Here is a 24674-nt window from a genome sequence, read left to right on the forward strand (position 1 = left end):
TCCCAAAACGGAATGTCCCCCACCAATTTGGCGAGGTCCCCAGGGAGATAGTGGCGTGTAATGTTGCAGTTGATGCACCGGACACGGATTAGCTGACCAACCTCATGCGCTCGGCACAGGGTCTGGACAAGGCGGCGCGGTCGTCTGCTCTGTTCCGGCATAGCCAAAAATAGGAATGAGTTCCTCGCCGAGTAAATTCACTCTTGACATTTATGTTCCCTTTTTGTTCACTATGCCCATGCAACGTATGGAGTAATGCCATGGACCGAATTGTGACACTGAACAGCCGCCAGGAGGCCGCCCTGCAGGCCCACGCCGAGGATTTCATTGCAGTCCACAAGGGTGATGTGATGAAAGCGCTCAAGGAAATGATCGTGCTCAACGGACACCTTCAGGAACGACTTGATGCAATCACCCCGCAGCGCCGCGCGACGCGTTAGGAGTAAGCACCATGGGCACAATGCACTTCGACACCGAAGCCAAAGCCGAACTGCACTCTGAAGCGGTGAAGCTGATCGCCCGCTACGACAGCCCTCTTGAGACCGTGAAGGCGCTCATGGCCTACAACTGTGAGCTTGAGACCCAGATACTCGCCATCGCCCATCGGCATCCGGGGATAGTTTCAATCGGGTACGATCCCACTCCGCCTGTGCTGGAGTGACCTTCAATGAGCCGCCTGATCTTTGCAGGAGAACTGGAGAGTGCCGCCGACCAGATAGCGGACATATCCCGCGCCGACCTTCAAATTGTACTTCGTAGGGCCGCACTGATGCTTAGAAACGTCGCCGGCGTCAATCTGGGCGCGAGAACAGACGAATTGCTTTTTGGAATCGCAGCGGAGATGGAAGTTTCCAAGTCCGATTTGATCAAAACGATCGTCAGCGATTGGCTAATTGCCAATGCTTATCTGCCTGTTCCGCTAGAGCTTGACGAAGACAACGAGACACCATTTAAAATCTGAGGATGAAACCCAGCGTCTTCCGCTATCCCCGCGCAAAATACGCCTTGTACCACTCGACGAACCGCCCGACGCCCTCGGTCACCGTCGTCGTCGGGCGGTAGCCGACCGCCTGCTCCAGCGCCGAGGTGTCGGCGAAGGTATCGGGCACGTCGCCGGGCTGCAGCGGCAAGAGTTCGACGATGGCTTTCCGGCCAAGCGCGTTTTCCAGCGCCTCGACATAGGCGGTCAGCTTCACCGGGTTGTTGTTGCCGATGTTGAAGATGCGCCAGGGGGCGCTGCTCGTGGCCGGATCGGGACGGCTGGAGTCCCAGGCGGCATTGCCCGTGGCCGGGTTGTCGCTGGCACGAATCACGCCTTCGGCGATGTCATCGACATAGGTGAAGTCGCGCGTGTGGTTGCCGTTGTTGAACAGCTTGATCGGCTCGCCGGCAAGGATGTTCCTGGTGAACAGGAACAGCGCCATGTCCGGGCGTCCCCAGGGGCCGTAGACGGTGAAGAAGCGAAGCCCGGTCGTCGGCAGCCCGAACAGATGGCTGTAGCTGTGCGCCATCAGCTCGTTGGCGCGCTTGGTCGCGGCGTAGAACTGCAGCGGGTGGTCGGCCGGCCGATGCTCGGAAAACGGCATGTCGGTGTTGGCGCCGTAGACGCTGGAGGTGCTGGCATAGGTCAGGTGCGCGACGGCTTTGTTGCGGCAGGCCTCCAGCATGTTGGTGTAGGCGACGATGTTGCTTTCGACATAGGCATGCGGGTTTTCCAGGCTGTAGCGAACCCCGGCCTGGGCGGCGAGATGGATCACCCGGTCGAATGCATGGTCGGCAAAGCAGGCGTCGACCACGCTCTTGTCGGCGAGATTGCCGCGGATGAAATGACAGCCGGCATTGGTCTTGCGGCTCGCCTCGTCCAGAAGCCGCAGCCTCGCCTCCTTGATCTGCGGATCGTAGTAGTCGTTGACGCTGTCGATGCCGACCACCTCGTCACCGCGCTCCAGCAGCCGCTTGGCTACGTGATACCCTATGAAGCCGGCCGCGCCGGTGACCAGAACTTTCATCAGAAACGCCCATCCGTGACATGCCTGGGGAACAGGCCCTTGATGTCGTAAATGACGCCGGGGGTCTTGCAAAGAGCCTGCAGGCCGTCGACGCCCAGAGCGCGGAACTGCCTGTGGCCAACGGCCACGATGACGCCGTCAATGTCCTTCATTCCTCAGGTCCGGCAATTTTCCTCAAAGGCCACCCCCATCACCAGACTCCGACTGCCAACGACCAAGAGCTACGACAGCGCGGCTGCTCCAGCAAGCATCTATTTCTCGGATCAACAGTGCGGGAACTTTTGATCATCAGCATTGTTTGATACGATTGAAAAGCTACCGTCTGCAACGCACCAACGCCGAACGGTAGGGCCAATAATGCGATGTAATTTCCAGCACGGCTTCGGCGATCGATCCCTTGGCAAGTCGCCTGGGAGTTGGGCCGATCGGTTTCGAAGCCGCCGCATTCTGGGGCGCGGCTTTGCTTAATCGATTGTAGTGGCCGGGCGGCTTTACCGACGCCTTGCCTTTCGCACTGCAGCATCATATCGCTCCAAGGACGGACCGGTGGAACTTTCCGTTTCGCCAATCTTTCCAATCTCCTGCAACCGGAGAGCGATGCATGACCAAATGGGTTTTCACCTTTGGCGATGGTGCGGCGGAGGGCCGTGCCAGCGACAAGAATCTCCTGGGCGGCAAAGGCGCCAACCTGGCCGAGATGTGCAGCCTGGGGCTGCCGGTGCCGCCGGGCTTCACCATCACCACGGAGGTCTGCAACGCCTACTACGCCAACGGCCGTATTTATCCGGCCGGGTTGGAAGCCGATGTCGCGGTCGCGCTCGATCACATCGGCCGGCTGACCGGTCGTCGGTTCGGCGACCCGTCGAAACTGCTGCTGGTGTCGGTGCGTTCCGGCGCTCGCGCCTCGATGCCCGGCATGATGGACACCGTCCTCAATCTCGGCCTGAACGACGAGACGGTCGAGGCGCTGGCCGCCGATTCCGGCGATGCGCGCTTTGCCTATGACAGCTACCGCCGCTTCATCCAGATGTATTCCGATGTCGTCATGGGTCTCGACCACGAAGTGTTCGAGGAAATCCTGGAGGACCAGAAGGGCGGGCTCGGGCGCGAGCTCGACACCGAACTGACGGCGCTCGAATGGCAGGGCGTCATCGCGCTCTACAAGGCCAAAGTCGAGGAAGAGCTTGGCAGGCCGTTTCCGCAGGATCCGCACGAGCAGCTCTGGGGCGCGATATCAGCCGTGTTCTCGAGCTGGATGAACAACCGCGCCATCACCTATCGCCGCCTGCACGATATTCCCGAAAGCTGGGGCACGGCGGTCAACGTCCAGGCCATGGTGTTCGGCAATATGGGCGAAACCTCGGCCACCGGCGTTGCCTTCACGCGCAACCCGTCGACCGGCGAAAAGATGCTCTATGGCGAGTTCCTGGTGAACGCGCAGGGCGAGGACGTCGTTGCCGGCATCCGCACGCCGCAGAACATCACCGAAGCGGCGCGTATCGCAGCAGGCTCGGACAAGCCGTCGCTGCAGAAGCTGATGCCTGACGCGTTCCAGTCCTTCGTCACCATCTCCGATAGTCTGGAGAAGCACTACCGCGACATGCAGGATCTCGAATTCACCATCGAGCGCGGCAAATTGTGGATGCTGCAGACCCGCTCCGGCAAGCGCACCGCCAAGGCGGCGCTGAAAATTGCCGTCGAGATGGCGCGCGACAGGCTGATCACGAAAGAGGAAGCCGTTGCCCGTATCGACCCGGCCTCGCTCGACCAGTTGCTGCATCCCACCATCGACCCCAAGGCCGCGCGCGACGTCATCGGCATCGGACTGCCGGCCTCGCCCGGTGCCGCTACCGGCGAGATCGTCTTTTCCTCAGGCGATGCTGAGGACTTGAAGACGCAGGGCCGCAAGGCGATCCTGGTGCGCATCGAAACCAGCCCCGAAGACATCCACGGCATGCATGCGGCGGAAGGCATCCTGACCACGCGCGGCGGCATGACCAGCCACGCCGCGGTGGTGGCGCGCGGCATGGGCAAGCCTTGCGTCTCGGGTGCCGGCTCGCTGCGTGTCGACTACAAGGCCGGCACGCTGATGGCGATGGGCTCTACCTTCCGCAAGGGCGACATCGTCACCATCGACGGCGGCAATGGCCAGGTGCTGAAGGGCGCCGTGCCGATGCTGCAACCCGAACTTTCCGGCGATTTCGCCGCCATCATGGAGTGGGCGGACGCGGTCCGCCGCATGAAGGTGCGCACCAATGCCGAAACGCCGCTCGACGCGCGCATGGCGCGCTCCTTCGGCGCCGAGGGCATCGGCCTTTGCCGCACCGAACACATGTTCTTCGACGGCGACCGCATCGTCGCCATGCGCGAGATGATCCTGGCGGACACCGAAAAGGACCGGCGCGCCGCGCTGGCCAAGCTTCTGCCCATGCAGCGCTCGGACTTCCTCGAACTGTTCGAGATCATGGCCGGCCTGCCGGTGACGATCCGCCTACTCGATCCGCCGCTGCACGAATTCCTGCCCAAGACCGAGGAGGAGGTGGCCGAGGTCGCCGCCGCCATGAAGGTATCGCCGGACAAGCTCAGGCAGCGCACCGAGGCGCTGCACGAATTCAACCCGATGCTCGGCCATCGCGGCTGCCGCCTGGCCGTCTCCTACCCCGAGATCGCCGAAATGCAGGCGCGGGCCATTTTCGAGGCGGCCGTGGAGGCCGGCAGGAAGGCCGGCGCCCTGGTGGTCCCCGAGATCATGGTGCCGCTCGTCGGCCTTGTGAAGGAGCTCGACTACGTCAAGGCGCGCATCGATGCGGTTGCCAAGAGCGTCATGGAGGAAACCGGCGTCAAGATCGACTATCTCACTGGCACAATGATCGAGCTCCCCCGCGCCGCGATCCGTGCCCATGTCATCGCGGAGTCAGCCGAATTCTTCTCCTTCGGCACCAACGACCTGACCCAGACGACCTTTGGCATCTCGCGCGACGATGCGGCCTCGTTCCTGGAAACCTACCGCCAGAAGGGCATTATCGATCAGGACCCGTTTGTCTCGCTCGACATCGAGGGCGTCGGCGAACTGGTGCGCATGGCCGCGCAAAAGGGCAAGGCGACGCGGCCAGACATCAAGCTCGGCATCTGCGGCGAACATGGCGGCGATCCGGCCTCGATCCGCTTTTGCGAAGAGGTCGGCCTCGACTACGTGTCCTGTTCGCCCTATCGCGTGCCGATCGCCAGGCTGGCGGCAGCGCAGGCAGCGGTGCTGGTTGCGAAGGCAGGCCGAGGATAGGATCCATCCAGCTTACCGTTTTGTAAGACAATTCACGCGAACGTGCTGGCGGCGTCGCGTAATCTCGACATTGTTCCTGCCCAATTTGCGGCCATCCGCAAATTGCTCCCGGAAACAGATGCTGCAGATTTCTCCCGCGCCGCTCCGCTCGATCCTGGTCATTCAAACCAAGTTCATAGGAGATCTCGTCCTCGCCTCGGCGCTCGCCAAGAACCTGCGGCTCGAATTCCCCGGCGCCAGCATCGTCTTTCTGTGCGAGGCCCGCTTCGAGAGCTTCGTGATCGCCCATGGTATCGCTTCCGAGGTGGTCGCATTCAGGCGCGACCGCATGCGCGGCACGCCCTTGGAGCGCGGGAAGGAGCTCTATGCCATGGTGCGGGCGTTGCGCCGCTTCCGCTTCGACCTGACCATCGACCTGACCGATTCGAAGACGTCGCGCATCCTCACCGGGCTCGTCAACGCCAAGACCCGTGTCGGTTACAATCCTTCCGAAAGACCTTTGCGTATGCTGGAGCGGCAGCCCGCCAACGTCTTTGCCAAGCCCTACGGCTTTGATGGCGAGCATTTCCTGTACCGCTACCTCTCGCCGCTCGAAGCGCTCGGCATTGAACTTCGCACGGTGATTCCGAACCTTCAGCCGCTGCCATTGGAGACGGCGAAAGCATTGGCGCTGCTGGATAAGCACCATCTGCGGCCAAATGCCTTCATCGCCGTGCATGCGGGTGCAAGCTTCGAGGGGCGACGTTGGCAGCCGGAGCGGTTTGCAGCAGCGATCGTCGAGATTGCCGGCGAGACCGGCCTGGACGTCGTGCTGGTGGGCGGCCCGGACGAGCGCGAGATCGCCGAACGCATCGTCGCCAGGACCGCGCCGTCGGTCGTCAATCTCGTCGGTGACCTTTCGCTTGAAAGCCTGCTGGCGGTGCTGAAACAGGCCCGGCTGTTTCTCGGCAATGAGAGCGGCCCGATGCACATGGCCGCGGCCACCGGGACCCCGGTTGTCGGGCTGTTCGGTCTGACGGAGCCGTCGCGCTGGGGTCCCGTCGGCGTGCCCAGCATCTCGCTCCAGCCGCCGATGCCTTGCGCCTGCATGGCCGAGGACCTTTGCCGCGCGCCGGATCCCAGCAAGGCATGCTGCGTCTGGGGCCTGGAGGTCAAGCCTGTGGTCGACGCGGTGCGCGAGGTTCTTTCGCGCACCGAAATGCAGCTGGAACGCGTCATCTGAGATCATGCATCGCATGCACGACTCTCGACGCGGTAGAAGACACGTTCGCCGCAGGAACGGTCACATTGTCGCGTGGAGCGCTTTTCTGCTATGCATCATCCTGATTTCCGCCTTCATGCGGGTCTTTGGGATGCCTGCTTGAAATGACGGATCAGGAAATCGGTTTGATGCGCCTGCTGCAAAAAAATCTCTGGATGATCGCCATGTCGTTGGCGATGGCATCCGCCGGCCATGCCGCGCCGCTCGTCGAGCCGACGCTGCACATCAGGCCGCAGGCGAGCGGCGCCGGCCGTGTGGCACTCACGCTCGATGCCTGCGGCGGACAGACCGACAGCCGGATCCTTTCGGCGCTGGTGGACAACAAGATCCCCGCCACCATTTTCGTGACCGGCATCTGGCTGAAGCGGAACGCCGCCGCCGTCGAGATCATGCGGGCGCATCCCGATCTGTTCGAACTGGAAAATCACGGCGGTCACCACATCCCGGCGGTCGACACGCCGCGGAAAATCTACGGCATCCGCAGCGCCGGCAGCCCGGATGCGGTGCTGGCCGAGGTCGAATCTGGCGCCGCCGCTCTTGCCGGGACCGGCGAGCCGGCGCCGAAATGGTTTCGTGGCGCAACCGCCGAATACAGCCCGTCGGCAATCGCCATGATCCGCAAGCTTGGCTTCAAGGTCGCGGGATTCTCGATAAACGGCGACGGCGGCTCCTTGCTCGGCGCCAAGGAAACCGCGCGGCGCATCGCGGCGGCCAAGGACGGCGACGTCATTATCTCGCATATCAACCAGCCGACCCATGCGGCCGGCGAAGGCGTGGTGCAGGGGCTGCTGGCGCTCAAGGCCAAGGGCTTGACCTTTGTGCGGCTCGACGATGCCGAGGGCATCGGCAATAACGGCACCACGGAGTGAGTGGCCAGCCGAGCGTATCCCGATGCCTTCGGCGTTGGCTCAGTCCGGTTTGGCTTCGATCGTGACCTTGCTGGCGTAGAATGCGCCGTGGTTGCCGATTTCAGCCATCTCGTCGAAAGGCCGTTCATAGGCCCACATGGCGTTCTGGCCGGTCTCGCCGGCAGGCAGCACGCTCCAATAGCTTGCATCGCCCTTGTAGGGGCAATGGGTCGAGTGGTCGGTGCGGCCAAGCTTGCCGAAATCGATGTCGGCGAACGGAATGTAGAAGGCCGCCGGATAGGGAGCTTCGGTCAGCACCTTGGCCTTCGCTGTTGAAGCGATGACCACGTCTCCGGCGCGCACGGTAACGGTGCCGGCATAGGGCTCGATGGTGATGATTTTGTCCGGGTTGCGTTGGAAACCGGGTGCGGGGTTGGCGATCTGATCCATGCGGCGGCTCTCCTTGCGTCGACTTTGAGATGTGTCGCGCAAACGCATTGTTCAAGGCCTGCCGTCGCCATGCAACACGCAAACACCTGCCCAGGCCGGCACTGCCGGATCGCGCCTCCTATCCTTGATACTTGTCGTCAGCTGTCAGGCAGCGGCCTTGAACACGTCCATGAGACCGGCATAGGCGGCAGCGATACCGGCGACCGGGTTGCTGCTTCTCGATACGGTCTCGACCTTCAGGGAACCACCGCCGGTCGGCAAGGTGAGCAGCAGGAATTGGCGGTTTCCGCCATCGCCGACTGACGCGGCTGCGACGTGCTGGTCCTCGCCCTGGTTCTGGACGCACATCTTGAACAGCAACGTGCCGCCGACCGCTTCCAGCGCGCCGCCGACAACTTCAACAAATTCATCTTCGGAAACAGTCTTTGTGTCCGGCACCAGATCGGCCAGACTTTCGGCAAGCGTACTCTCGAGAGCCTTGTCGTCGAGCTGCGCGTCCATGCGAACCTCTTTCAGTCGCCAATCGCACCCCTTTGCCCGTTAACGAAGCTTAACGCCGACGATGGCCGGATTGTGGCGGTTGTTCCCGATGCAGTGCTCGGCCGTATTGGCGGCTGGACAATCCGTCGGTTCGCTCCACAATGGGACAAAAAGCACAACGCAAAAGCGTGAGGGAGGACCGAATGCTGGGACTGATGCAGGAATGGCCGCTGCTTTGCCATAAGCTCATCGACAATGCCGAGCGGCAGCATGGCATGCGCGAGATCGTGTCACGCTCGATCGAAGGGCCGATCGTGCGCACCACCTACGCCGACATCCATCGTCGCGCTCTGAAGGTCGCCCAGCGGCTGGAACGCGACGGCTATGGGTTGGGCGACCGCATCGCGACGCTGGCCTGGAACACCGCCCGCCACATCGAGGCCTGGTACGGCATCATGGGCATCGGCGCCATCTACCACACGCTCAATCCGCGGCTGTTTCCCGAGCAGATCGTCTGGATCATGAACCATGCCGAGGACAAGGCAGTCTTCGTCGACCTGACTTTCGTGCCGCTGCTCGAGAAGATCGCCGGCGCCGTCAAGTCGCTGAAACAGGTGATCGTGCTGACCGACAAGGCACACATGCCGCAGACGACGTTGCCCAATGTGGTCGCCTATGAAGAGTGGCTTGAGGAGGCGGATGGCGACTTCGCCTGGAAGACCTTCGACGAAAGCACCGCCGCAGGCATGTGTTACACCTCCGGGACCACGGGCGATCCCAAGGGCGTCGTCTACAGCCACCGTTCGAACGTGCTGCACGCCATGATCGCCGCCATGCCCGACGCCATGGGGTTGTCGTCGCGCGACACGATCCTGCCTGTCGTGCCGATGTTTCACGCCAATGCCTGGGGCCTTGGCCAGAGCGGGCCGATGATCGGCGCCAAGCTGGTCATGCCCGGCTGCAAGATGGACGGCGCCTCGATCTATGAACTGCTCGATACCGAGAAGGTGACCTTCAGTGCGGCCGTGCCGACCGTCTGGATGATGCTGCTGCAGCATCTGGAGGAGACCGGCAAGAAGCTTCCCTATCTCAATAAGGTCGTCATCGGCGGCTCGTCCTGCCCGCGCGCGATCATGACGAAGTTTCAGCAGAACTACGATGTCCAGGTCATCCATGCCTGGGGCATGACCGAAATGTCGCCGCTCGGCACGCTGTGCACCCTGAAGCCGGACTATGCTGGTCTTGAGGGCGAAGCCCGGCTCGATGTCCAGCAGAAACAGGGCTATCCGCCGTTCGGGGTCGAAATGAAGGTGACCGACGACGACAACAATGCGCAACCCTGGGACGGCAAGACATTTGGCCGCCTGAAAGTGCGTGGGCCGGCCGTTGCCCGTGCCTATTATGGCGGCGCCGGCGTGGAGCAGTTCGACGGGGATGGCTGGTTCGACACCGGCGACGTCGCCCACATCGACGCGGGCGGCTATATGCAGATCACCGATCGCGCCAAGGACGTCATCAAGTCCGGCGGCGAATGGATTTCGACCATCGACCTCGAGAACCTGGCTGTCGGTCACCCCGATGTCGCTGAGGCGGCAGCCATCGGCGTCCACCATTCGAAATGGGGCGAACGGCCACTGCTGGTCGTCGTCCGCAAACCGGGCAAGGAACCGAGCAAGGCTGATATTCTCGACTTCATGGACGGCAAGGTGGCCAAATGGTGGATGCCGGACGATGTCGCCTTCGTCGGTGAAATTCCGCACACCGCCACCGGCAAGATCCAGAAGATCACCTTGCGCCAGCAGTTCAAGGATTATCGCCTGCCGACGGATTGACGCGATGTCGCATGTTTCGGCTTCATGGCATCGCAAAAAGGTTCTAAGTCTCCGTTCGGGTTGGGGTGGTACGGCAATCGATGGCAAGTATTCCTGAACGGCAAACGTCGAGGGCGGCCGGATGGTCGCGGCGCACGGCCGCTTTTTCGTTGGTGCTGCTGCTGACGGTCTTTGTCGGCCATCGCTTCGATCTCGTCGAAACACCTGTCTTTCTGTGGGTGCTCGGCATTGTCGCGCTGCTGGCGGCGATGGCGCTGTTGTTTGCCGGGTTTGCCTTTTCGCGGCTCTGGAACTTCGGCGACCGCGGCGGTCGCGACCTGACGGTCGGCGCGCTGCTGGCGCTGCTGGTGCTCGCACCCTACGGCGTCGCCGCCTACTGGGCGACGATCTATCCGCCGCTCAGGGACATCTCGACGGATTTCGACGAACCGCCGGCGCTGGACGTGAGCGACCGCACGAAGGATATGAACGTGCTTGCGCCGTCGACGCCTGGGGAACAGCGGCTGCAGATCGATAGCTATCCGCTGGTCAGCGCACGCAGCTACGACCTGCCGTTCGAGACTGTCGTCAATGCCGTCGAAACTGTACTCGACCGGCGCGACTGGGATCTATCGGAACCCTATCCTGATCTCGCCGGGCAAAGCGAGGTGACCATCACCGCCGTCGCCAAGGGCTTCGTGATCGGCCTTCCCGCCGATGTGGCGATCCGCGTGACGGACGATGGCGATACGGTCATCGTCGACATGCGGTCGGCGTCCCGCTACGGTCGCTACGACCTTGGCGACAATGCCGCGCGTATTGTCGATTTCCTTGCCGAGCTCGACCAGGAAGTCGCCGGTCAGGTTGGCGCCGCGCCGGCCGAGTGAGGCACGGGCACTTGGCAGTGGGCTGCATTGCCTATCCGGCCGGCGTGAAAATGCCGTCGATGGCCGGTGCGGCATCGGTCACAACCAGACCGCGCGCCGTCAGATCCTCGAGATGGGCAAGCACCGACAATCCGGCGGCGCCATGCAGCCGCGGATCGGTATCCCTGTAGATCGCCTTGACCATGTCCACGATCGTCCGGTCGCCGGCCCGGACCCGCTCCAGGATGGCTCGCTCGCGCATCTTGCGGTGCGTCTTCAGCCCGCGCATGAAAGCGCGCGGTGCGGTCACCGGCCCGCCATGTCCGGGCAGCAGCAAGCGGTCCTCGCGGTCGATCAGCCGGTCCAGCGAGGCCATGTAATCGGCCATCGCTCCATCCGGCGGGGCGACGATGGAGGTTGCCCAGGCCATGACATGATCGGCCGAAAACAGGATGCCGGTTCCTTCCAGCGCGAACGCCGCATGATTGGCGGTGTGGCCCGGGGTCAGAACCGTCCTGATCGACCAGCCGTCGCCATCGACCGCCTCGCCGTCGGAAAGGGCGATGTCGGGAACGAAAGCCATGTCTGCACTGGCGTCGAGCGCATTGGTCTCGCCGATGTGCAGGGCTCTTGCCGGCCGGTGCGGCCCCTCGGCCAGCACGATGGCGCCGGTGCGCTCTTTCAGCCGGGCCGCCAGCGGGGAGTGGTCGCGATGCGTATGGCTGACGAAGATATGGCTGACTGGCCGGCCTGCGATCACTTCGAGCAGGGTCCGCAGATGCGCCTCGTCATCCGGCCCCGGATCGATCACCGCCAGCGTATCGCGGCCAATTATATAGCTGTTGGTGCCGTGAAAGGTGAAAGGGCTTGGATTGCGGGCCGTGATGCGCTGGACATCGGGCGCGACGCTCACCCCCTGGCCATAGAGGGGGTCGAAGCCGGTATCGAACTTCAGTGCCATGCATCGGTGCCTTGTTTGGGGAAACGGCAAAACCGATTGCCGCATAACACGCAAGCCAATATAGGAGGATGTGAGGCCGCGAACATCTAGTAGCGGCAATCGGATTGGGGAAATACCATGGCAATTGCAACTACGATGCGTCCGCTTGTTTCTCTGGCTCTGCCGCAAAGCGGCGCGGCTCGGCTGGCAACGCAGCTTTTCCTGGCCATCGCCGGAACGCTTGTGCTGACCTTGTCGGCCAAGACCAAGGTGATGCTCGGGCCGGTCGACATTTCGATGCAGACGCTGGCCGTGCTGCTGATTGCCGCCGCTTTCGGCATGCGTCTCGGCGTCGCCACCCTGCTGCTCTACATGGCCGAGGGCGCCATGGGCTTCCCCGTCTTCCAGAGCACGCCTGAAAAGGGTCTCGGCATTGCCTACATGCTCGGCTCGACCGGCGGCTATCTCGCCGGCTTCGTGGTCATGGCGGCCATTGTCGGCTGGGCGGCGGATCGCGGCTGGGACCGCCACCCGATCAAGCTTTTCAACGCCATGCTGGTTGGCGAAGTCGTCATGATGGCGATGGGCTTTGCCTGGCTGGCGCTGCTCATCGGTCCGGAAAAGTCGTGGCAGTTCGGCGTCGTGCCGTTCATCGTCGGCGACCTGATCAAGGTGGCTCTCGCGGCAAGCCTGGTGCCGGCCGTCTGGACGCTGCTCAAGCGCGGCTGAAAACTCGCGATCGAGGAAACGGCCAGGGGCAATCAAACCCCTGACTGGAGCGGCGTGACTGGCGGATTTCGGCCTGATGCCGCCAAGTAGTATCACTCAGGTTTCCGGAAACGGCTTCGGAAACAGCACGTCCATCGTGCACAAGGTGCTGCCTTGAGGCAGCGAACAACCCGCGCGCTATGCCTGCGATGCGCTTGAACGCGAAGGAACTGAACGTTGCCGCGGTGTCGCAACTTACAGTCCGGTTGAAAGACGATCGCCATCTGCCCCTTTGTCCAGCCATACTGGCAAGGCTGCAGGTACGGTTATGGGCCGCCCTTCATTTTGCTGGCCAAGGAACATTTTGCAGCAATCCGAAGCTGTTCCTGGCTGAAAGGCGTGAGCTCGACAGAAGCAAGCTATGACGAGGTCGCCGTCGCGCCGACGCCAGGATGCGGCAAAAAAGACTTGCCATGTCGAGGCTTTTGGAGTAGAACATATCATGAACAAAGAGGTGGCTATGAAACTGTCCGGAAAACTCGACTACCTGGAAATGCCGGCTACGGGCGGGACGCTGGACCGGCTGAAGGCCTTCTACAGTGCCGCCTTTGCCTGGTCGTTCACTGACTATGGGCCGACCTATTCGGCCTTTGCCGAAGGCCTGGACGGGGGTTTTCAAGCCGACGCCGCCGAAGCGCCATCAAAGCCGCTGCCGGTGCTCTACAGCAGGGATCTGGAGGCGACCCTCGACGCTGTCGAAAACGCCGGCGGCACGGTCGTCAAGCCGATCTTCGCGTTCCCTGGCGGCCGCCGTTTCCACTTTGCCGATCCGGCCGGCAACGAGATGGCGGTGTGGTCCGAATAGCCAGCTCGTCTCGTCTGGCGGCGTTGCTTTTGCTGCCCAAACAGGCGTTCTCACCACCCTTCATGGGCATTGTGCTTTTCGGCTGCTCTGCTAATAACGCGCCGCACAAGCGACTCTGACGGCAATTGGGGCGTCGCCAAGTGGTAAGGCATCGGTTTTTGGTACCGACATTCCCAGGTTCGAATCCTGGCGCCCCAGCCAAACTGGATGCCCTGTGGATAGCTTCCCTTGATGGCGCACCAACGGTGCGACTGTATGTCCGGCGCCACCTCTTTCTCCAACTGATGGGCGGCAGCACGGGTTCTTGTTCAGGGTGCAGGAACGAGAACGTTCGTAGAAAACGCCCTCTCCATCACATCCAGGAAAGCGCGAACCTTCGCACCGACAAGACGCCGCGAGCTTTGCAGCGCCCAGATTTCCACAGACGGACCGGCGTGAGTTCCCCAGCAAACGAGCCGGCCCGCCTCGATATCGCCCGCGACGAGAAGCTTCGGAAGCAACGCCGCGCCCCCACCTGCGAGAACGGCTTCGCGTACCATCAGCAGGGAAGAGAAGCGCAGGCCGGGCTCGGGTTTGAAAAGGACTTCGTCCTCAACATCGGATTTCATGCGCCAAACAACGTTCAGCGAAGTCGCGCTCAGCAAGACCGCCTTTACGGGAGCCGGTTCACCGCCCGGCGCCGGCTGAGGGAGCGGCATGTCCGGTGGGGCGACAATCAGGCGCTCGTCATTGAGAAAACGGCGACCGATGAGCCGTTCATCCGGTGAAGGATCGATTCGGATAACAAGGTCATAGCCTTCCTCGACCGGATCGACCTTGCGATCCTCGGCAACGATCTCAAGCTTGACCTCGGGATAGGCGAGAGCGAAACGGGTGCCGATCCTGGGAAGCGCCACATGCGCGAAAACCACGGGAGCGCTCACCCTCAGCCTGCCTCTCGGGGTGGACGCACCCAAGACGATCGCCTCCCCGGCTTCCGCGATTTCCGACAGCAATCCATCGGTGCGCTCGTGAAGCGCCCGCCCTTCGTCTGTCAGCCGCAAACTTTGGGATCCACGCTCGATCAGCCTCACGCCAAGGCTATGTTCGAGTTCGCTCACATGGCGCGACAATGTCGCCTTGGATCGCCCGGAGAGGCGACCGGCTCGGCCGAAACCGCCATGGGTGGCAACGAGGTTGAAGTCCGCCAGAGCTTCGAGATCCATAGGATGGGTGTTCCAATATCGAGACAGGCTGTCCCGAACATGGCATCTTCTACTCATGATTGGAACGCGTATCTTTCTCTCGACACGCACAAACATCATAAGGAGTTTTCACAATGGCTATTTTGGTAACCGGCAGCACCGGGACGATCGGCTCCCAAGTCCTGGCCCACCTGCAGGGACGCAACGTCGAGATCCGCGCCTTGACTCGCTCGCCTGAGACGGCACAACTGCCATCAGGTGTAAAGGCGGTGCGCGGTGATCTCGCCGACCCGGATTCGCTACGATCCGCGCTGGAAGGCGTCAGCACATTGTTCGTGCTCGCCCCGAATGTCGCGGACGAATTGACCCAGGCCATGCTTGCGCTGACGGTGGCTCGCGAGGCCGGCGTCAAGGGCATCGTCTATCTCTCGGTATTCGGCGGCGAGCCCTATGCCGACGTTCCGCATTTCGCGGGCAAGTACACGGTCGAGCGGATGATCGAGGCGCTCGACCTGCCGGCGACAGTTCTGCGTCCCGCCTATTTCATCCAGAACGATCTTCGTCAGAAGGACGTGCTTCTGAAGGCCGGCGTCTATGGCGCGCCGATCGGCGCGAAGGGTATCTCGATGGTCGATATCAGAGATATCGGCGAGGCCGCCGCGATCGAGCTGGTTCGCCGTGAGCAGGCAGCGACGCCGCTCGGCCGCGAGACCTATGCGTTGGTCGGTCCGGACAGCCTGACCGGCGAAGGTATCGCCACCATCTGGAGCGAAGCCCTCGGCCGCGCGATCCGCCATGGCGGCGATGATCTTGTCGTGATGGAGCAGCGCATGAAGACCATGCTGCCCGCCTGGCACGCGCTCGACCTGCGCCTGATGTTCAGCCGGTATCAGACAGAAGGCGCGGTGGCGACCCCTGACGACATCGAGCGCTTGACCAAACTGCTCGGCCACGCCCCCCGCTCCTATTCCGCTTTTGCCAGGGATGCCGCGGCGCAGTGGGCGAAGGGCTGAACCTGCATCCCTACCCCCAACCAAGGAGACCAAACAATGACGACGATCCAACCTCTCTTGCCTGAAGATGCACCGGCCGTGACCGCGATGCGACAGGCCGCTTCGGCCCACAAGGGCGAGCCGATGGGCCCTGACGCGCGGCCGATATTCGACGCCATGTTCGCCGCCACACCCGCCGCTGCGGATGTGCGGGTTGAGCCTGCGACGGTCGGGGGCATTGCGGGCTTCTGGCTGCGGCTGCCGAACGCACGACCGGGCGCACGCATGCTCTATATTCATGGTGGCGGCTATGTGCTCGGCTCAGCCGAGGCGCTCGCCAATTTCGCGGGCCAGATCGCCGCACGCGTTGGCGCCGATATCTTTGTCCCCGATTACCGGCTCGCGCCCGAGCACCCGTTCCCGGCAGCGATCGACGATGCGGTCGCCGCCTATCGCGGTCTCGTTGCGGAGGGTGCCGAACGGATCGTGGTTGTAGGCGACTCCGCAGGCGGCGGTCTAACGCTGGCGCTGCTGTCGATCCTCGCTGCCGACAAGACAAAGGGCTTGATGCAACCGGTCGGGGCTGCGGCGATGTCGCCCTGGACCGACCTGGCGCTCACCGGCGACAGCATCGAGACGCGGGCAGAGGCGGATCCGATCTTCACGCGCGGCGTGCTCCAGAGCTTTGCGGACATGTATCTTCAGGGCCAGGATGCCACGAACCCCAAGGCGTCGCCGCTCTATGCGCAGCTCCGCGGCCTGCCGCCGATCCGCATCGACGTCGGCGACGACGAATTGCTGCTCGCCGACTCCATCCGCTACGCCGACCGGGCGCGGGCGGCAGGCGTGGAGGTCACGCTGTCGGTCTGGGAGGGCATGCCGCATGTCTTCCAGTCCTCCCTCGGCCAGTTTCTCGCAGCCGAGCAGTCCGTGAACGCCATCGGTGACTTCATCCGCCAGCGGCTAACCGATTCTTCTCCGTCCATCAGCACGCCTTCGGAGGTTTGACATGAAAATTCTGGTATTAGGCGCCACTGGCGCAACCGGCCGGCTGATTGTGCGCAAGGCCCTCGCAGAGGGTCACGATGTCGTAGCCCTCGTTCGCTCCAAGGCAAAGGCCGAGGACCTCGCCGGAGCCGAGCTCGTCGAAGGCGACGCCCGCGATCCCGCCGCGCTGACCCGCGCCATCGCGGGTTGTGATGCCGTTGTCAGTTCATTGGGCACCGCCATGAGCCCGTTCCGAGAGGTTACCATGCTCTCGACGGCGACGCGCGCGCTGGTCGGCGTCATGGAGCGGCAGAACATCCGTCGTTTGGTGTGCATCACTGGCCTCGGGGCCGGCGACAGCCGCGGCCATGGCGGCTTCTTCTTCGACCGGCTGCTCCTGCCCCTGATGCTGCGGAAGGTCTATGAAGACAAAGATCGCCAGGAAGATGCCATCCGGAGCAGCGCGCTCGACTGGACCATCGTTCGACCGATGGTGCTCAACGACAAGCCGGCGCGCGGCCGCATCAAGGCGGTGACCGACCTTTCAGGCGTACATGGCGGGACGATCGCGCGAGCCGATGTCGCGGATTTCGTCGTTCAGCAACTCACTACGGATACGTGGATGCGCAGATCGCCGCTGATCACTTGGTGAAAGCGCCCTAGCTAGTGCTGTGTCCGTGGCCAGTTGCTTCGCCCAGCTGTTCCACCACCATTTCGATGAAGCTCTTCAGCTTCGGGGTTTGTCGCCGATCAGGGTGGAACAGCAGATGAATTGGACGCGGAGGCGTTTCGTAGTTCGGCAACACTCTGACGAGCCGCCCGGTCGCGAGGTGCGTGCGCACCGCCTCTTCCCCGATGAGCGCCAAGCCGAAACCTGCGAGCGCCGCCTCCAGCAACGAAGCGGGGCTGTTGACCTTGAGACGGCCGTGGACCAGGGCCTTTGAGGTGAGACCGTCCCGTACAAAGAGCCAGTCGCTGAACGTTGGCTCGGGCCAGTTACCGAAGAGCAGGCATTCATGATTGGCCAGATCCGATACGGTCGATGGCATCCCTCGCTCTTTTAGGTATGCAGGCGACCCGCAGGCGATAGTCTGAAAGGGTGCGAGCTCGATCGCTCCGAGGTTGGATTCTCCGAGAGGACCGATCCGGAACACCGCCTCAAACCCGTCGTCGATAAGGTCGACAAAGCGGTCGTTGAGAACCAGGTCGACATCGACACTGGGATGGCTGCTCAAATATCGTGCGACCACAGGTGTCACGCAGTGAGCTCCGAATGAAACCGGCGCGTTGACGCGCAAGAGCCCTCGCGGTTTGCCCCTAGCCTCATCAGCAATTGCATCCGCCCAGTCGACTTCGGCCAGCGCCACTTTGCACCGATCGTAGTAGGACTTGCCGATCACCGTCAGACTTTGCTTTCGGGTTGTGCGATTGAGCAGGCGTGCCCCCAAGCGTGCCTCCAGGTAGGTGACGTGCTTGGCCACCATCTGCGGTGAGATGCCGAGCGCCGATGCCGCCGTTGCAAAGGAGCCGCTTTCTGCCGCCTTCACGAATGCGGCCATGCTGGCGAGACGATCCATTCCACACTCCTGGTTGGGAGAGCCGGTTTCATGACGCCATTTATCGATAAAATGCAAGGGTCCATATAGCTTGTCTGCATTCTCAACCCACATCTTAGAAAGGCACAAACATGAAAATCGGCATTGTTGGCGCTGGCAATATCGGCAGCGCACTCACCCATCTCTTCCGGGCCGCAGGGCACGAGGTCACGATCGCCAATTCGCGCGGACCAGAGTCTTTGGCGGACCTGTCGGCGGAAACCGGCGCGCGGGCAGCTACGATGGAAGATGCTGTCCGCGGCCAGGAGGTCGTGGTCGTCTCCGTTCCTACAAACAAAATCCCTAGTCTGTCCCGCGAACTGTTCGCGTCCACGCCCGCCGACGTCGTCGTCATCGACACGACCAACTACTACCCACAGCAGCGCGATGGTCATCTGGCCGGAATTGAGGACGGGAGCACCGAAAGCGAATGGGTCGAGCAGCACCTTGGGCGTCCGGTGATCAAAGCCTTTAACACGATCGAAGCGACCCATCTCCAGCCGGGCGCCAAGCCGGCGGGCTCCGCGGACCGTATCGCTCTGGCGGTGGCGGGTGATGACGTCCGGACCAAGTCCAAGGCCATGGCGCTGATCGACGGGATCGGCTTCGACGCAGTGGACGCCGGCACTATCGCGGAATCCTGGCGTCAGCAGCCGGGCTCGCCCGGTTATCTCAAGGACTATGGCGTCCAGGGCGTCCGTAGCGCGCTCGCCGAGGCAAACCCCGAACGTCAGCCCGAGTGGCGCGCCACGCCCAACAGCCCCGGCACATACGACTCGCCGGCTTAGACGCCCTTGGTCCGCCACCATCCGCCCCACCACAGATGATCGATATCTGACGACCTCAGGGGGACCTTCGATGTTGTATTCGACTGCCATGGGAGCTTGACCGCCAGGGAAGAGGAGTTCCTTACAAAGCGTTCCGGTGTTGCCGTGGATATCGACCCGACCTTCGGCAATCTGGTCAGATCGATAATTTCATCGCGGCACAGTTTTGTAAGAGGCGTGCCTAGCCTGAGGATACTGCAAAAAATCGTCGACCTGGCCGTCGGCGGGCGGCTGCCGATAACCATCAGCCGTACCGCGCGGCTTTCCGAGGCCATCGCCCTGATCAGCGACCTGGAAGCCGGTAAGCGCGTTCCAGGCAAGGCGGTCATCGTGATGGATCGAGAGAATTGCTGAACGGGCCTTGTTCCGGATAAATTCGGATCAGCGCTGAAGTTTGAAAGGGGCGGCAAGCCTTATCCAGTCTAAGGTCTGGCGGCAAACAATGGCTTCGTACCGCCACAGTTCATCAATTCAGCAAGCCGGGTCGCAGTCACTGAAGCTAGAACGCACCAGTCCTCATTGGCGACACCTCGCCGAACGACGTACGGCCACTTTCGAAATCCCATAACTTCATGGAGAATTCCAATGACGCGAATACTGTTTGTCGGCCAGAAACCAGAAACCGTCGACTTCTCGGACCCGTCCTTGCCGCCCGGCTTCAACGCCGAAAAGATCAATGCCGGGATCGCTTTGGGGGTGGCTAAAATCGAGGAACGGGGCTGGCAGGGTGATACCTGCATGATCACGCCCGATGCCGCCGGATTTACCGCACTCAAAAGAGCGCTGAGCGACGCGACATACGATTGCGTGGTGATCGGTGGCGGCCTCAGGCTGCCGCCCAAGGCCCTACCCTTGTTCGAAACCGTCGTGAACATCATCCACAAGGCGGCGCCCAACGCCGCCATAGCCTTCAACACGAGACCCGAGGACACCGCGGAAGCCGCTGCCCGTCAGCTCCCCATGGGTTGACGGGCGCTCATTTCGGCTGTTCGCCGCGGTGTGAGGCAGAGTTACAAGAGCGGCATCGCGCCCGCGGCCGCGATGCTCTGCGCGAATCTGCCCGACATTCCCTCGTAGGCAGTGTTCGTCATCGAGATGACGGTTCTCTTCCTGGCGAAATCGATACCCCACCAGTTGCCATATGTTCCGCCCCAGGAAACCGATCCTTTGCTCCATTTGCTGCCGGTGGAAGCAGGGTCGATCAGGGCAGCGCCCAGCCAGGAAAAACCCCACCCCGGGCCCATTGCCTGAGCCTCCGCGTCAACTCTTGGCGTCCTCACCGCTTCACGCAGATCCTCGCCCAGGAAAGCGCCGGTGCGATACGCCTCAAGCAAAGTCAGGACGTCGCGCGGACGGCCAGCCATGCCCGCGCCGCCCGATGGCCAGGCTGTCGCGTCCCGAATGCGTTCCGGATCGAAGCGAACGCCGGGGCCCTCGATGTAACGCTGCGGCACCTCGACACCGACGGTCATCCGCACAGGCGCCGATGAACCATCGCGGTAGGGGACGGCAATATCCTCTTGGGGCCAATGAAAAGCGGCACCCAGTTGTAGTGGTTCGGTGACCAGGGCGCTGATCGCGCCGTCAAGCGTCGTGCCGGTGACGGCCTCAATCACGCCGCCCAGCACGTCCGTCGCGATGGAGTAGCGCCAGCCCTCACCGGGAATGCGATCCAACGGCACGCTGGCGATGCGGGCGAGATTTGCTTCGAGTGAGCCCCGGCTCTCATCAAGCCCATCAGACACTCCCGCACGGGCGTAAGGTCCATCGGCAGGTTGCTGGCTGCGGTAGTCCAATCCGGCCGTATGCGCCATCAACTGACCGATTCTGATGTCGGCGACCAAGCCATCGGCGAGACGAGGCGCAAATCCCGGCAGATATTTTGTCACCCTGTCATCAGGCGACAAATGTCGAGCCTCCATCAACTTCAAAGCGGCCATGGTTGTGAAGGCTTTCGTCACGGAAGCGAAGCGGAAGGGCGTCTCGATCTGCATCTGCCTGCCTGTCTCACGGTCAGCAAGGCCCGCCGCCCGCTCGTAAACGATCTTGCCATCTTGGGCGACGAGCACGACGCTACCAGCGATGCGGCCCTCTGCCAGTGCGTCCTCGATCGCAACATCCATGGCGTTTGCCAGGTTGTCCGGCAGTGCCTTGAGGGCCAAATCTTCGGTCATATCTGTAACTCCAAGTTGGAAATATGCCCCCTAGATGCGCCTCCTTGATCGTGAAGTTGAGATGGGCCATGCTTCATGGGTCTTGAAGCATGAATTGACGATGGGACCCGATTTTTTCTCGCTGCTGCCGGCGTTCCGCATGGTCGCCACGACCGGAGGCTTCACCGCCGCCTCCGGCCGTTTGGGGATAACGCCATCTGCGGTCTCGCAGAAGATTCGCCAGATCGAGGCCCTTGTCGGAGTCCGGCTTTTCGAGCGCACAAGCCGCAGTGTCCGGCTGACCGAGGCGGGCCGCCTCCTGCTTGAAAACACGGACCGAGCGTTCGCCGACATCGCGGACGCACTCGATCGGGTTCGTATGGTTGGAAAGCGGCCGGCAGGAAATTTGCGGATCAACCTGTCACGGCTGGCGGCTCAGGTCTGCATCCTGCCGCGGCTGGCCGCCTTCGTGCGGCACTACCCGGACATCAAGATTGAACTCGCAACCGACGATCGATTGTCCGATATCGTGGCTGGCGGCTTCGATGCCGGCATCCGTTTCCAAGATACATTGGAGATGGATATGATCGCGCGCTCCATCGGTCCACCTCTTCGCCGCTCAGTGCTGGCCTCGCGCTCCTATCTGGAAGCTTCCGGCACCCCCCGGCATCCTAACGATCTGCCAGGCCACGACGTTATCCGTTACAGGTTTCCGGGGAGCCAGCGATTGGAGCCGTTGACCTTCAACGTCAACGATCAGGTTGTTCGCCTCGATCCGCCACCGCGCCTGGTGTTCGACGACAATCATCATTTCGACTTTGCCGTTCGCTCGGGCCTGGGTATCGCCCAACTCTACAGAGCGACGGAAATACCGGCTATCGAGGCAGGTGAACTGGTTGAGCTTTTGACAGAATTCGAGCCAGGTCCCGTACAGTTCAAGCTTTACTATCCCACACGCAACCAGCCGCCAAAACTTCGAGCATTCATCGAATGGTTTTGCGGTTAGGTCCGTTGCACCGCAGGAAGCGGGGGACGCAGCGCCGTCGCAGCCTCGGTGGTCGGGCTCATTAACGGCCGGCTCGCACTGTATCTCCCACTGGCAAATTCAGGTCTTGCACATGATCTGGACAGTGTCGCCTTGAACATCTCCCTCTTTCCATACATAGGTCGGCCAGGTGGGTGGCGGCTCAACATGGAACTTCAATGAACCTTCCTATCTTCGCCATCAATCTCGATCGCGAGACCCAGCGCTGGAGCGAATTGCTCGCCAGCGCCGAAGCGGCAGGACTGACCTTGCAGCGCATTGCCGCGGTCGACGGTCGGGCGCTTGCAGAAAAAGACTGGACGGAGATCGATCTGCCAGCCGCGCGCAAGCTGAGCGGGCGCGACATCCTTTCCGGCGAATATGCCTGTTACCGCAGCCATATCCAGGCGCTGGAAACGTTCCTGGCCGGTGGCGGCGCCCATGGCCTGATCGTCGAGGACGACGTCGTCTTCAGCGAAAACACCATGCAGCGCATCGAGGCCATCATCGCGGCGGTGCCGGATTTCGACGTCATCAAGCTGACCAACCATCGCATCAGCTTCTTCATGCGCGCCGTCGAGACGGCGGAAGGCGACGAGATCGGTCGTGCGCTGCATGGCCCGCAAGGCTCGGCCGCCGCCTATCTGGTGACGCGGGAGGGCGCGCAGGGTCTGTTGTCGGCGCTCGCCATCATGAAAATGCCATGGGACGTCGCGCTCGAACGCTTTTGGGATACCGGCCTGAAAGTCTATTCGGTCCGCCAAAACGTGCTTGGCTTCGCCGCCAGCAGCGAGATCTCCGGCATAGCCGGTCCCTCGGGAAGCTACAAATCCGCAAGGTTGGGGGGGCCGAGCCGGCTACGTGCCGGGGTGTTGCGGGCCAGTGACGAGCTGCGCCGCCTGCATCACGTCCTGCTGCGGCCCCCTTTGCCGCGAGATATCCTGGACTGTGCCAAGGACAACGCGCCGCGCCACAGCTTGCTTCTGTTGCTTGCGGCACTCGCCATTCTGGCCATGGTTTCCGCGGTGTGGCGCGAGGCAGACACCTACCGCTATGCGGGCCTGGCGCTGGCCCTGGTCGCGGTCATCCGCTGGTTCAGGGTGGATTTGTGGACCTACAGCAAACCACTGATCGGTTGGGTCGGCTTCCTGTGTCTGGGCTGGTCGCTCTATGTCTTCATCCGACTGGCGATCGTCTATTTCGGCACCCACCAGTTGGGTGGCGCCGAAGGCATTTACATGTTTCCGCTGTTCTATGCGACGACCGGATTCGCCTTTCTGCTGTTTGTCAGGCAGCCCGCACGGCTGGTCTCCTGGTTCATGATCCTCAGTCTTGTCTTCCTGGCGGCGGACACCGCCTGTTCGAACATGTTTCAGGATATCCAACCGGCCCCGTGGCTTTTCAACAATCCCATCCACGCGTCGGTGGCGGCCGGTTTCATCTTCCTCTGCACGCTGCAATTCATGGCTTACACGGCCCAGAGAACGGACCTCGGGAAAGCAACCAAGAGCCTTTATTGGGCGCTGTCGACAGCCGTCCTGCTGCTTGCCGTCGTCAATATCATCGAGATGCGGTCAAAGGGCGTGTGGCTTGCGCTTGCGCTTGCGCTGCTCCTGTTGACGGTCATGACCCTGGCGAGAGGCCATCGCCGCGAACTGTTGGTTTCGGGTGGCGTGCTGGCGATCGTGGCGGCCGGCATTGTCGCAACACACAACATCTTCTCGTCCACCGCCGGCGACACCATGACCTTCGTAAAAACCCTGGTTCCGGATGTGTTCAGGCATGGCGTCCTTCCCGCATTCGACCGCGCCATCGCGAGCGATGCGGTTCCGCTTGCAGCCAAGGAAAGGCTGATGCTGTGGGCGGATGCGATCGATATCTGGAAACGCCACCCGATCTTCGGAGCCAGTTCCAGCTGGCTGACCGAGTGGGAGAACAGAACCTATCATCCCATGATCTTAAACGTCTTCCACAATGGTTATCTGGAAATTGCCGTGCGCTATGGTCTGGTCGGACTGGTGTTCTTTGCCTTTCTCTACACCTGGTCGGCCAGGCAGGTTCTGCTGGCCATGCGAGCCAAGCTTGTCGCTCCGGCGGCATGGTCCTGCTACATCTCCACACTGGTTTTCTTCGCCCTCAGCATCCTTACCAATTCCAACAACCGGCTGGCCATGGGTGAGGCCTTCATGTGGTTTGCCGCGGCGTTCGGCTTCTATTGTTTTTATGTTCGCCAGCAGAAGAACCTTGTCGCGCCGCGAACCTATTTTTAGGGCCTGCCGGCGCAGCACGTATCTGATCAGCCGGTTGCGGCCAATGCACCTTTGAGGCCCCGCTCAATTTCCCGATAATCGGGAAAGTCGATGCCAAAATCCACGGCTTATCGCCGGCAACCCG

The 24674-nt window shown here is 62.1% G+C and carries 26 protein-coding genes and 1 tRNA gene; 19 read left to right on the forward strand and 8 right to left on the reverse strand.

Features of this window, described 5'->3' with window-relative positions; translation table 11 throughout:
• Nucleotides 1-260 precede the first annotated feature (260 nt).
• The 3 genes from M729_RS0132890 to M729_RS0132900 are packed head-to-tail and all read left to right on the forward strand — an operon-like array spanning nucleotide 261 to nucleotide 961.
• Nucleotides 261-440 (forward strand): hypothetical protein, encoded by a 180-nt coding sequence (locus tag M729_RS0132890; protein WP_027164116.1) that lies wholly within the window; start codon nucleotides 261-263, stop codon nucleotides 438-440.
• Nucleotides 441-451: 11 nt separating this feature from the next.
• Nucleotides 452-661, forward strand: coding sequence for a hypothetical protein (locus tag M729_RS0132895; RefSeq protein WP_027164117.1), 210 nt, complete (start codon nucleotides 452-454; stop codon nucleotides 659-661).
• Nucleotides 662-667: 6 nt separating this feature from the next.
• Nucleotides 668-961, forward strand: coding sequence for a hypothetical protein (locus M729_RS0132900; RefSeq protein ID WP_027164118.1), 294 nt, complete (start codon nucleotides 668-670; stop codon nucleotides 959-961).
• A gap of 22 nt (nucleotides 962-983) precedes the next feature.
• On the opposite strand, the gene M729_RS0132905 is transcribed toward M729_RS0132900, so the two are convergent.
• Together M729_RS0132905 and M729_RS1000000138700 are read right to left on the reverse strand one after the other, a co-directional pair.
• Nucleotides 984-2009 (reverse strand): NAD-dependent epimerase, encoded by a 1026-nt coding sequence (locus tag M729_RS0132905; RefSeq protein ID WP_027164119.1) that lies wholly within the window; start codon nucleotides 2007-2009, stop codon nucleotides 984-986.
• Complete coding sequence (locus M729_RS1000000138700) at nucleotides 2009-2161, reverse strand: hypothetical protein (protein WP_156949365.1); 153 nt, start codon at nucleotides 2159-2161, stop codon at nucleotides 2009-2011. Before M729_RS1000000138700 ends, M729_RS0132905 begins: the two co-directional genes overlap by 1 nt.
• Before the next feature lie 449 nt (nucleotides 2162-2610).
• Here M729_RS1000000138700 and ppdK point away from each other — a divergent pair, with 449 nt between their 5' ends.
• The 3 genes from ppdK (at nucleotide 2611) to M729_RS0132925 (ending at nucleotide 7419) form a co-directional block, all read left to right on the forward strand.
• Complete coding sequence (gene ppdK, locus M729_RS0132915) at nucleotides 2611-5289, forward strand: pyruvate, phosphate dikinase (RefSeq protein WP_027164120.1); 2679 nt, start codon at nucleotides 2611-2613, stop codon at nucleotides 5287-5289.
• A 118-nt stretch (nucleotides 5290-5407) separates the two neighbouring features.
• Nucleotides 5408-6511: a glycosyltransferase family 9 protein gene (locus tag M729_RS0132920; protein ID WP_027164121.1), complete on the forward strand. Its 1104-nt coding sequence runs from the start codon at nucleotides 5408-5410 to the stop codon at nucleotides 6509-6511.
• A gap of 167 nt (nucleotides 6512-6678) precedes the next feature.
• On the forward strand, nucleotides 6679-7419 hold the full coding sequence (locus M729_RS0132925) for a polysaccharide deacetylase family protein (protein ID WP_013532742.1): 741 nt from the start codon (nucleotides 6679-6681) through the stop codon (nucleotides 7417-7419).
• Between the two features lie 39 nt (nucleotides 7420-7458).
• Here the strand turns inward: M729_RS0132925 and M729_RS0132930 are convergent, their stop codons facing one another.
• Nucleotides 7459-7848, reverse strand: a complete 390-nt coding sequence (locus M729_RS0132930) for a DUF427 domain-containing protein (protein ID WP_013532741.1) — start codon at nucleotides 7846-7848, stop codon at nucleotides 7459-7461.
• 144 nt (nucleotides 7849-7992) lie between these two features.
• A complete protein-coding gene (locus tag M729_RS0132935; RefSeq protein WP_013532740.1) occupies nucleotides 7993-8349 on the reverse strand; it encodes a hypothetical protein in 357 nt (118 codons plus the stop codon).
• Nucleotides 8350-8531: 182 nt separating this feature from the next.
• On the opposite strand from M729_RS0132935, the gene M729_RS0132940 reads away from it, so the two are divergent.
• Nucleotides 8532-10160 carry a fatty-acid--CoA ligase gene (locus M729_RS0132940; protein ID WP_027164122.1) on the forward strand — a complete coding sequence of 543 codons (1629 nt, stop codon included), beginning with the start codon at nucleotides 8532-8534 and terminating at the stop codon, nucleotides 10158-10160.
• An 80-nt stretch (nucleotides 10161-10240) separates the two neighbouring features.
• Nucleotides 10241-11026 (forward strand): DUF1499 domain-containing protein, encoded by a 786-nt coding sequence (locus tag M729_RS0132945; RefSeq protein WP_027164123.1) that lies wholly within the window; start codon nucleotides 10241-10243, stop codon nucleotides 11024-11026.
• Between the two features lie 31 nt (nucleotides 11027-11057).
• Here the strand turns inward: M729_RS0132945 and M729_RS0132950 are convergent, their stop codons facing one another.
• Complete coding sequence (locus M729_RS0132950) at nucleotides 11058-11966, reverse strand: MBL fold metallo-hydrolase (protein ID WP_027164124.1); 909 nt, start codon at nucleotides 11964-11966, stop codon at nucleotides 11058-11060.
• Nucleotides 11967-12083: 117 nt separating this feature from the next.
• On the opposite strand from M729_RS0132950, the gene M729_RS0132955 reads away from it, so the two are divergent.
• The 3 genes from M729_RS0132955 (at nucleotide 12084) to M729_RS0132965 (ending at nucleotide 13719) form a co-directional block, all read left to right on the forward strand.
• Nucleotides 12084-12674: a biotin transporter BioY gene (locus M729_RS0132955; RefSeq protein ID WP_027164125.1), complete on the forward strand. Its 591-nt coding sequence runs from the start codon at nucleotides 12084-12086 to the stop codon at nucleotides 12672-12674.
• Between the two features lie 499 nt (nucleotides 12675-13173).
• Complete coding sequence (locus M729_RS0132960; RefSeq protein ID WP_024503642.1) at nucleotides 13174-13518, forward strand: VOC family protein; 345 nt, start codon at nucleotides 13174-13176, stop codon at nucleotides 13516-13518.
• Between the two features lie 126 nt (nucleotides 13519-13644).
• A tRNA-Gln gene (locus M729_RS0132965) sits at nucleotides 13645-13719 on the forward strand.
• Between the two features lie 107 nt (nucleotides 13720-13826).
• Here M729_RS0132965 and M729_RS0132970 read toward each other — a convergent pair.
• A complete protein-coding gene (locus tag M729_RS0132970; RefSeq protein WP_027164126.1) occupies nucleotides 13827-14723 on the reverse strand; it encodes a LysR family transcriptional regulator in 897 nt (298 codons plus the stop codon).
• 113 nt (nucleotides 14724-14836) lie between these two features.
• On the opposite strand from M729_RS0132970, the gene M729_RS0132975 reads away from it, so the two are divergent.
• Genes M729_RS0132975 through M729_RS0132985 form a run of 3 tightly spaced genes read left to right on the forward strand, consistent with a single transcriptional unit; the run spans nucleotide 14837 to nucleotide 17333 of the window.
• Entirely contained in the window at nucleotides 14837-15715 is an 879-nt protein-coding gene (locus M729_RS0132975) for an NmrA/HSCARG family protein (protein WP_027164127.1), read from the forward strand.
• A gap of 36 nt (nucleotides 15716-15751) precedes the next feature.
• Nucleotides 15752-16702, forward strand: a complete 951-nt coding sequence (locus M729_RS0132980) for an alpha/beta hydrolase (RefSeq protein ID WP_032809831.1) — start codon at nucleotides 15752-15754, stop codon at nucleotides 16700-16702.
• A gap of 1 nt (nucleotide 16703) precedes the next feature.
• The gene (locus M729_RS0132985) at nucleotides 16704-17333 is read left to right on the forward strand and encodes an SDR family oxidoreductase (RefSeq protein WP_024503639.1); all 630 of its coding nucleotides are present in this window, start codon (nucleotides 16704-16706) and stop codon (nucleotides 17331-17333) included.
• A 7-nt stretch (nucleotides 17334-17340) separates the two neighbouring features.
• Here the strand turns inward: M729_RS0132985 and M729_RS0132990 are convergent, their stop codons facing one another.
• Complete coding sequence (locus M729_RS0132990; RefSeq protein WP_032809833.1) at nucleotides 17341-18258, reverse strand: LysR family transcriptional regulator; 918 nt, start codon at nucleotides 18256-18258, stop codon at nucleotides 17341-17343.
• A 110-nt stretch (nucleotides 18259-18368) separates the two neighbouring features.
• On the opposite strand from M729_RS0132990, the gene M729_RS0132995 reads away from it, so the two are divergent.
• From M729_RS0132995 to M729_RS0133005, 3 genes are all read left to right on the forward strand, one after another.
• Entirely contained in the window at nucleotides 18369-19064 is a 696-nt protein-coding gene (locus M729_RS0132995) for an NADPH-dependent F420 reductase (RefSeq protein ID WP_024503637.1), read from the forward strand.
• A 96-nt stretch (nucleotides 19065-19160) separates the two neighbouring features.
• Nucleotides 19161-19457: a hypothetical protein gene (locus M729_RS0133000; protein ID WP_127223420.1), complete on the forward strand. Its 297-nt coding sequence runs from the start codon at nucleotides 19161-19163 to the stop codon at nucleotides 19455-19457.
• 231 nt (nucleotides 19458-19688) lie between these two features.
• Nucleotides 19689-20072: a hypothetical protein gene (locus tag M729_RS0133005; protein WP_024503635.1), complete on the forward strand. Its 384-nt coding sequence runs from the start codon at nucleotides 19689-19691 to the stop codon at nucleotides 20070-20072.
• Between the two features lie 41 nt (nucleotides 20073-20113).
• Here the strand turns inward: M729_RS0133005 and M729_RS0133010 are convergent, their stop codons facing one another.
• Complete coding sequence (locus M729_RS0133010) at nucleotides 20114-21277, reverse strand: serine hydrolase domain-containing protein (protein ID WP_032809836.1); 1164 nt, start codon at nucleotides 21275-21277, stop codon at nucleotides 20114-20116.
• Nucleotides 21278-21311: 34 nt separating this feature from the next.
• Between M729_RS0133010 and M729_RS0133015 the strand changes: the two genes are divergently transcribed.
• Together M729_RS0133015 and M729_RS0133020 are read left to right on the forward strand one after the other, a co-directional pair.
• The gene (locus M729_RS0133015; RefSeq protein ID WP_084652790.1) at nucleotides 21312-22262 is read left to right on the forward strand and encodes a LysR substrate-binding domain-containing protein; all 951 of its coding nucleotides are present in this window, start codon (nucleotides 21312-21314) and stop codon (nucleotides 22260-22262) included.
• Nucleotides 22263-22459: 197 nt separating this feature from the next.
• Entirely contained in the window at nucleotides 22460-24550 is a 2091-nt protein-coding gene (locus M729_RS0133020; protein WP_027164132.1) for an O-antigen ligase family protein, read from the forward strand.
• The last annotated feature ends 124 nt before the right edge of the window (nucleotides 24551-24674 follow it).

The sequence above is a fragment of the Mesorhizobium sp. WSM1293 genome, from assembly GCF_000513875.1.
GTDB classification, from domain to species: domain Bacteria; phylum Pseudomonadota; class Alphaproteobacteria; order Rhizobiales; family Rhizobiaceae; genus Mesorhizobium; species Mesorhizobium ciceri.